The 6,700-nt window shown below is 73.6% G+C and carries 6 protein-coding genes; 2 read left to right on the top strand and 4 right to left on the bottom strand.

The annotated features are described in order from the left end of the window. Positions 1 to 466 (top strand): helix-turn-helix transcriptional regulator (locus GUI43_RS29490; RefSeq protein ID WP_146765971.1); only part of this gene is annotated, 466 nt, incomplete at its 5' end. A 70-nt stretch (positions 467 to 536) separates the two neighbouring features. Here GUI43_RS29490 and GUI43_RS29485 read toward each other — a convergent pair. Then, positions 537 to 2,255, bottom strand: a complete 1,719-nt coding sequence (locus GUI43_RS29485; protein WP_112700269.1) for a hypothetical protein — start codon at positions 2,253 to 2,255, stop codon at positions 537 to 539. Between the two features lie 53 nt (positions 2,256 to 2,308). Next, entirely contained in the window at positions 2,309 to 3,304 is a 996-nt protein-coding gene (lipA, locus tag GUI43_RS29480) for a lipoyl synthase (protein ID WP_112700268.1), read from the bottom strand. 450 nt (positions 3,305 to 3,754) lie between these two features. On the opposite strand from lipA, the gene aspS reads away from it, so the two are divergent. Beyond that, complete coding sequence (aspS, locus tag GUI43_RS29475) at positions 3,755 to 5,041, top strand: aspartate--tRNA(Asn) ligase (protein ID WP_112700267.1); 1,287 nt, start codon at positions 3,755 to 3,757, stop codon at positions 5,039 to 5,041. Here aspS and GUI43_RS29470 read toward each other — a convergent pair. Then, positions 5,031 to 6,284, bottom strand: a complete 1,254-nt coding sequence (locus tag GUI43_RS29470) for an RNA polymerase sigma factor (protein ID WP_112700266.1) — start codon at positions 6,282 to 6,284, stop codon at positions 5,031 to 5,033. The genes aspS and GUI43_RS29470 overlap by 11 nt on opposite strands. 4 nt (positions 6,285 to 6,288) lie before the next feature. Then, entirely contained in the window at positions 6,289 to 6,633 is a 345-nt protein-coding gene (locus GUI43_RS29465) for a YciI family protein (RefSeq protein ID WP_091407433.1), read from the bottom strand. Between the last annotated feature and the right edge of the window lie 67 nt (positions 6,634 to 6,700).

Genomic DNA, 6,700 nt, shown 5'->3' with positions numbered 1-6,700 from the left:
CCAGGCGCTGCCGGCGTGGCGTACGGCGGTCGACGCGTGGCGGGCCGACGGGCAGCCCTACCCGTTGGGCAGGGCGCTGCTGGCGCTGGCCGAGGCGACCGCCGCAGCCGGGGAACGCGAGGAGACGGCGGCGGCGGTCACCGAGGCCACCGAGATCGGCCGGCGGCTGGGTGCGACCCCGCTGGTCGAGGCGGCCGCCACCCTGGCGCGGCGGGTCGGCCTGCGCGGTGCGGCCGGGGGCGGGGCCGGCGCGGACCTGCTGACCGCCCGGGAACGGGAGGTGCTGCGCCTGGTCGCGGAGGGGCACAGCAACAGCCGGATCGCCGAGCGGTTGTTCATCTCGCCGAAGACGGCAAGCGTGCACGTCTCCCGGATCATCGCGAAGCTGGGAGTGACCAACCGGGTGGAGGCCGCCGCCCTGGCCCACCGCCTCGGCCTGCTCACCGAGACCGCCGCGCCGCGCTGACACGCACCGGGACCGCCAGGCCGCGCGCTGAGGCGCACCTAGACCGCCGCGCTGACGTGGACCGCCGAGGTCAGCGTGGCAGGTAGATGCGCCAGCCCTCGATGGTGACCAGGTCGAGGCTGCCCGGCGTGACTCGCTGCCGCTCGTCGAGCACCTCCGCGAGGGGTGAGCCGGCCGGCGCGACCCAGGCCGGTGCCGCCGCGCTGTCCACCTCCCGCCGGTACGCGGGGTAGCGGTCGAAACCGGGGCGCAGGGTGTCGTCGACGACCGCGCAGACCACCTGCTCCGCGCTGGCGAAGGTGAGCCGGTTGCAGGTCCAGTAGCCGGCGCGCACGTGCCGTACGCCCAGTTGACGCAGGGTGTTCACCAGCTCGGTGTGCCGGGCCTCGGCGGCCCGGGTCGCCGGGACGGTCTCCGCTGCCCGCCAGGTGGCGTGGGTGGCGGTGCCCAGCGTGGCGGCGAGCAACACCACAGCGACCGACCGGGCCAGCGTCGACCCGACGCCGCGCCGGCCGGTCGCCGCCGGACGCAGCCCGTGCCGGGCCACCGTCCACACCGGCCAGAGCAGCGCCGGCAGGGAGATGAGCAGGCAGGACAGGTAGCGGGAACTCTCCACGGGGGTGAGCCCGGCGGAACTGCTCACCGCGTACGCGCCGAGGGTGGCCACCGCGGCCAGCACGAGCGCCAGCCGTGCCGCCGCCGCCACCCGAGGCGACACCGCGTCGGGGCCGACGGCGGCAGAGCCAGCAGGGCCGGGGTCGGGGATGCGCAGGGCCCGCCAGGCGGTGGCGGCGGCGATGGCCAGCAGCAGCGGCAGGGCGAGCGCCCACCACAGTTGCCAGGTGCCGCACTGGCCGGGAGCGCAGAAGCCCATGCCCAGTCCGGGGCCGAGCACCAGGCCGCCGTGCAGCCGGTCCGGCCAGCCTGCGCTGGCGTTGGCACCGCTGGCCGCGAGCACGGCGTGCAGCGGGTTGCGCCCGGTCAGCAGGCTGTGCAGCAGCAGTGGGGCCGCTCCCAGCACGGCCGCCGCTCCGAGCAGCGCCCCGGCGGCACCCCACAACTCCCGGCGGCAGAACCCGAGAAGGACCGCGCCGGTCGCCGCGACGTACGGCAGCACGAGCGGGTCGACCCAGAGCATCAGCCCGGCCAGGAACCCCCACGCGGCCCAGCGCGCCAGCCGCCGGCCGGGTCGCCCGGTGTCGGCCGTCCGCGCATCGGGTCGCCCAGCGTCGGCCGGTCGCCGCCCCGGTCGACCGGTGGCCAGATCCACGGCGAGCAGGGCCAGCGCTGCCCCGGCCGCGTTCATCTCGGGGTAGCCGCCGCCGGCGATCAACTGGTTCTTGACGATCCGGTCGGAACCGAGGGCCAGCAGCGCCACCATCAGCAACCCGAACCACCGGTCCCCGGTCAGCCGCAGCGTCAACCGCCAGGCCAGCAGCAGGAACAGCGCGTACAGGACCAGCGTGGGCAACCGCAGCCCGAGCAGCGACGGCCCACCGGCGAGGGCGAACACCGGCGCGGCCAGGTACGCCTCCAGCGTGCCCATGTACTGCTGACCGTAGAACCAGACCGGGAAGCCCTCACCCCGGGCGATGTGCAACGCGGCCAGCCCCATGGTGGCCTCGTCGCTGTTCGTCGGCGGGGCGGCGTGCAGCAGCAGCCAGAGCCGGTAACCCACCCCGGCGAGCACTGCCAACCCGGTGAGCCAACCGACCAGGCCGGGACGTGCGCCGGGTCGCGGGCGGGGCGAGTCGGCGCCGCGCGGCTGCTCGCGTACGCCGACGGTCATCACAGGATCATGACACCCGGACGCCGAACGGCCGTGCGGCGCTGCCGGCGGAGTCAGCCGGCGGTGGCGACCGAGGCGGCGGCGCGGGCGTCGATGGCCTGCTTGTAGAGCCGGCCGGCCCGGTACGACGAACGCACCAGCGGCCCGCTCATCACCCCGGCGAAGCCGATCTCCTCGGCCTCCTCGCGCAGCTCCACGAACTCCTCCGGCTTGACCCAGCGGGTCACCGGGTGGTGCCGGGGCGAGGGGCGCAGGTACTGGGTGATGGTGATCAGCTCGCAGCCGGCCTCGTGCAGGTCGCGCAGCGCCTGCGAGACCTCGACCCGCTCCTCGCCCATGCCCAGGATGAGGTTGCTCTTGGTGACCAGGCCGTCGGCGCGGGCCTGCCGGATCACGTCCAGCGAGCGGTCGTAGCGGAACGCCGGCCGGATGCGCTTGAAGATGCGCGGCACGGTCTCCACGTTGTGGGCCAGCACCTCGGGACGGGAGCTGAAGACTTCGGCCAACTGCTCGGGGACGGCGTTGAAGTCCGGGATCAGCAGCTCGACGCCGCAGCCGGGCTGCAGGGCGTGGATCTGTCGGACGGTCTCGGCGTACAGCCAGGCGCCGCCGTCGGGCAGGTCGTCACGGGCGACACCGGTGATGGTCGCGTAGCGCAGGCCCATCGAGACCACCGACTCGGCGACGCGACGCGGCTCGTCGGCGTCGAACTCAGCCGGCTTGCCGGTGTCGATCTGGCAGAAGTCGCAGCGCCGGGTGCACTGGTCACCACCGATGAGGAAGGTGGCCTCCCGGTCTTCCCAACACTCGTAGATGTTGGGGCAGCCGGCCTCCTGGCAGACGGTGTGCAGCCCTTCGCGCGAGACGAGCCCGCGCAGCTGGGTGTACTCCGGGCCCATCTTGGCCTTGACCTTGATCCATGGCGGTTTGCGCTCGATCGGCGTCTCGGCGTTACGCGCCTCGATCCGCAGCAGACGCCGCCCCTCGGGGGCCGCCGTTGCGGTGCGCGCTGCCTGGCCGGTCGTCGGCGCGGAGTGCTCGATCGTCACGAAACGAGCCTACGCCGGACGGCAGGTGTCTATGTGCGTCAGGCGACCGGCGTCACGCCCCGAACGTTGTGACGCCGGACACCGGGGTGTCGAAAATGTGCGTCACACGAGCGGGATTCGGGTGCTACGGTCACCGCCAACAGCGACGACGGAGCCGAGTAGCCCCCGACCCGCCAGTGCAGAGAGCCGCCGGTGCTGAGAGGCGGTCTGGCGCCGGGGCGCGAAGACCCTCCCGAGCTGCGGGAAGAACGGCCGCGGGTCACCCGCGCCCAGTAGAGCCCGCCCGGCTGGCCCCGGTCAACAGGCGACGAACGAGGCCCCCGCTTCGGCGGGGGCGAAGGTGTGGTGGCACCGCGAGGTTCCCGCTCGCCCACACCTCCCTGGGGCTGATGCGACGCTTCGCCACCCAGGGCGGCGACGGCGTGGCGATCGACCGAGGAGCTGTACGCCATGCAACGAACCCTGTCCCAGCAACTGCCCGCCAGCATCGGCACGACAGTGCGGATCGCCGGCTGGGTGCACCGCCGCCGACTGCTCAAGTCGGTGGCCTTCCTGATCGTGCGGGACGCCACCGGCCTGGCCCAGGTGGTCGTCACCGACCCGGCCGTCCGCGCCGAGCTGGAAAAACTCACCGAGGAGACGGTCGTCGAGGTCACCGCGACGGCCACCGCGAACGACACCGCGCCCGCCGGGGTCGAGCTGACCGACCCGACGGTACGTCCACTCGGGCCGACCGCCGTACCGCCACCGTTCGACCTGTACCGGCCGGCGCTCACCGCGAGCCTGCCCACCCAGCTCGACAAGGCGCCCACCGCGCTGCGGCACCCCACCCGGTCGGCCGCGCTGCGGATCTCGGCGGCGGCGGTGGCCGGGTTCCGGGCCGCACTCGACGCCCAGGACTTCGTGGAGGTCCACACGCCGAAGGTGGTCAGCTCCAGCACCGAGAGTGGGGCGAACGTGTTCGCGCTGGACTGGTTCGGCCGCCCTGCGTACCTGGCCCAGTCGCCGCAGTTCTACAAGCAGCTGATGGTCGGCGTCTTCGAACGTGTCTACGAGGTGGGGCCGGTCTTCCGGGCCGAACCGCACGACACCGTCCGGCACCTCGCGCAGTACACGTCGCTCGACGCGGAGCTGGGCTTCGTCACCGACCACCGGGACGTGATGCGCGTGCTGCGCGACACCGTGGCGGGGATGCTGGACACGGTGAGCGGCCGGGCCGGCAGCGCTCTGGCGACGCTCGGCGTCACACCGCCGCAGGTGCCGGCGGAGATCCCGGCGGTGCACTTCACCGAGGCACTGACGATCGCCGGCGCGCCAGCCGACGAGCCGGACCTCGCTCCCGCCCACGAACGGGCGCTGGGCGAGTGGGCCCTGCGTGAACACCTGTCGGACTTCCTCTTCGTCACCGGCTACCCGATGGCGAAGCGGCCCTTCTACACCCACCCGGACCCGGCGCGGCCGGCCTACTCGAACGGTTTTGACCTGCTCTTTCGGGGTCTGGAGCTGGTCACCGGCGGGCAGCGGCTGCACCGGCACGCCGACTACCTGGCGGCGTTGGCGGCCCGGGGTGAGCCGGTCGAGCCGTACGTCGGCTACCTGGACGCGTTCCGGCACGGCATGCCACCGCACGGTGGCTTCGCCATCGGCCTGGAACGGTTCGTGGCCCGGCTGGTCGGCGCGGCCAACATCCGGGAGGTCACCGCGTTCCCGCGTGACCTGCACCGCCTCACTCCCTGACGGAGGCGGGCCCACACTCGGCGAGCCGGTCGCGTAGCCGGGCCGCCTGCGGGTCGTTGAGGTCGAGCGCGAGCGCCGCCCGGTACGCCGTGGCGGCCTCGTCGGCTCGGCCGAGGCGGTACAGCAACTCGCCCCGGGTGGCGTGGAACCACGGGTAGCCGGCCAGCCCGCCGATCGCGTCCACCAGCGCCAGCCCGGCGGCGGGGCCGTCCCGCTCGGCGACCGCCGCCGCCCGGTTCAGCCGCACCACAGGGGTGTCGTGCACGGTGAGCAGCACGTCGTACCAGGAGATCACCGCGTCCCACGGGGTCTGCTGGTACGACGGGGCGAGGGCGTGGCAGGCGGCGATGGCGGCCTGGACGACGTACCGGTCGGGTTGGTCGGGGGTACGACGCAGTCCACCACCGACCAGCTCGACCCCGGCGGTGATCGCGGCCCGGTCCCAGCGCGTGCGGTCCTGCTCTCTCAGGAGCAGCGGTCGACCGTCGACATCGACCCGCGCGGCCCGCCGGGAGTCCTGCAACAGCAGCAGGGCCAGCAGGCCGAGCGCTGTCGGCTCGTCTGGCATCAGCTCGACCAGCAGCCGGGCGAGCCGAAGACCCTCGTCCGCCAGCCCGACCCGGATCAGGTCGTCGCCGACGCCGGCCGTGTACCCCTCGTTGAAGATCAGATAGACGGTGGCGGCGACGCCGGTCAGTCGTCCCGGCAACTCCTCGGCCGGCGGTATCCGGTAGGGGATGCCCGCCTGGGTGATCTTCTGTTTGGCTCGGGTGAGGCGCTTGGCCATCGTCGCCTCCGGCACCACCAGGGCACGGGCCACCTCGGCGGTGGCCAGCCCGGCGATGGTACGCAGCGCCAGGGCCACCTGCGCGTCCAGTGACAGCGCCGGATGGCAGCAGGTGAAGACCAGCCGGAGCAGGTCGTCCCGAACCGCCTCGGGTGAGTCCGACGCGGGGTCGAGCAGCGCCACGGCTTCGGCCTCCTTCCCGGCGCGGCGGGCCTCCCGGCGGATCAGGTCGACCGCGCGTCGTCGCGCCACGACCAGCAGCCAGCCACGTGGGTTGTCCGGTACGCCGTCGCGCGGCCAGGACTGCAGGGCGCGCAGCACCGCGTCCTGGGCGGCGTCCTCGGCCAGGTCGACACTGCCGGTGACGCGGATCAGCGTCGCCAGGATCCGGGACCGTTCGGCCCGGACCACCTGTTGCGCCGCGTTGGCGGCGGTCTCCGCGTCACCGGTCAGCATCGGGTCACAGTGGAATGACGGGACGGACCTCGACCGCGCCGTTCCAGGCCGCGGGCATCGCCGCGACCGTCGCCACGGCCTCGTCCAGGTCCGCGCACTCCAGCAGGTAGAAGCCGGTCAGGGCTTCCTTGGTCTCGGCGTACGGGCCGTCGGTGGTGAGCACGTCACCGCCCTTACCGCCGGAAACCCGCACCGTGGTCGCGGTGGCCGTCGGGTAGAGCGCGCTGCCGCCCCTGATCACCGCACGGGCGGCAGCACCGAACTCCCGGTACTCCGCCATCTCGTCAGCCTGTTCGGGGCTGCTCCAGTCGACGTCAGCGGTGTAGGTCAGCGCGATGTAGGTGGGCATGTCCGCTCCTCGCGTCCGGGCCGGGCGGTGGCCGCCGGCCTCAGCTGTCGAGCCGGCGCTGATCGCC

The sequence above is a fragment of the Micromonospora noduli genome (genome assembly GCF_003264365.1).
GTDB classification, from domain to species: domain Bacteria; phylum Actinomycetota; class Actinomycetes; order Mycobacteriales; family Micromonosporaceae; genus Micromonospora; species Micromonospora noduli.
This window is presented reverse-complemented; position numbering and strand designations above follow the sequence as displayed.

What these genes read in the sequence shown, in the direction of transcription:
- GUI43_RS29470 (WP_112700266.1), bottom strand. Translation starts at nt 6,284, where the DNA reads ATGCTGACCGGTGACGCGGAGACCGCCGCCAACGCGGCGCAACAGGTG.
- aspS (WP_112700267.1), top strand. Translation starts at nt 3,755, where the DNA reads ATGCAACGAACCCTGTCCCAGCAACTGCCCGCCAGCATCGGCACGACA.
- GUI43_RS29465 (WP_091407433.1), bottom strand. Translation starts at nt 6,633, where the DNA reads ATGCCCACCTACATCGCGCTGACCTACACCGCTGACGTCGACTGGAGC.
- GUI43_RS29485 (WP_112700269.1), bottom strand. Translation starts at nt 2,255, where the DNA reads ATGACCGTCGGCGTACGCGAGCAGCCGCGCGGCGCCGACTCGCCCCGC.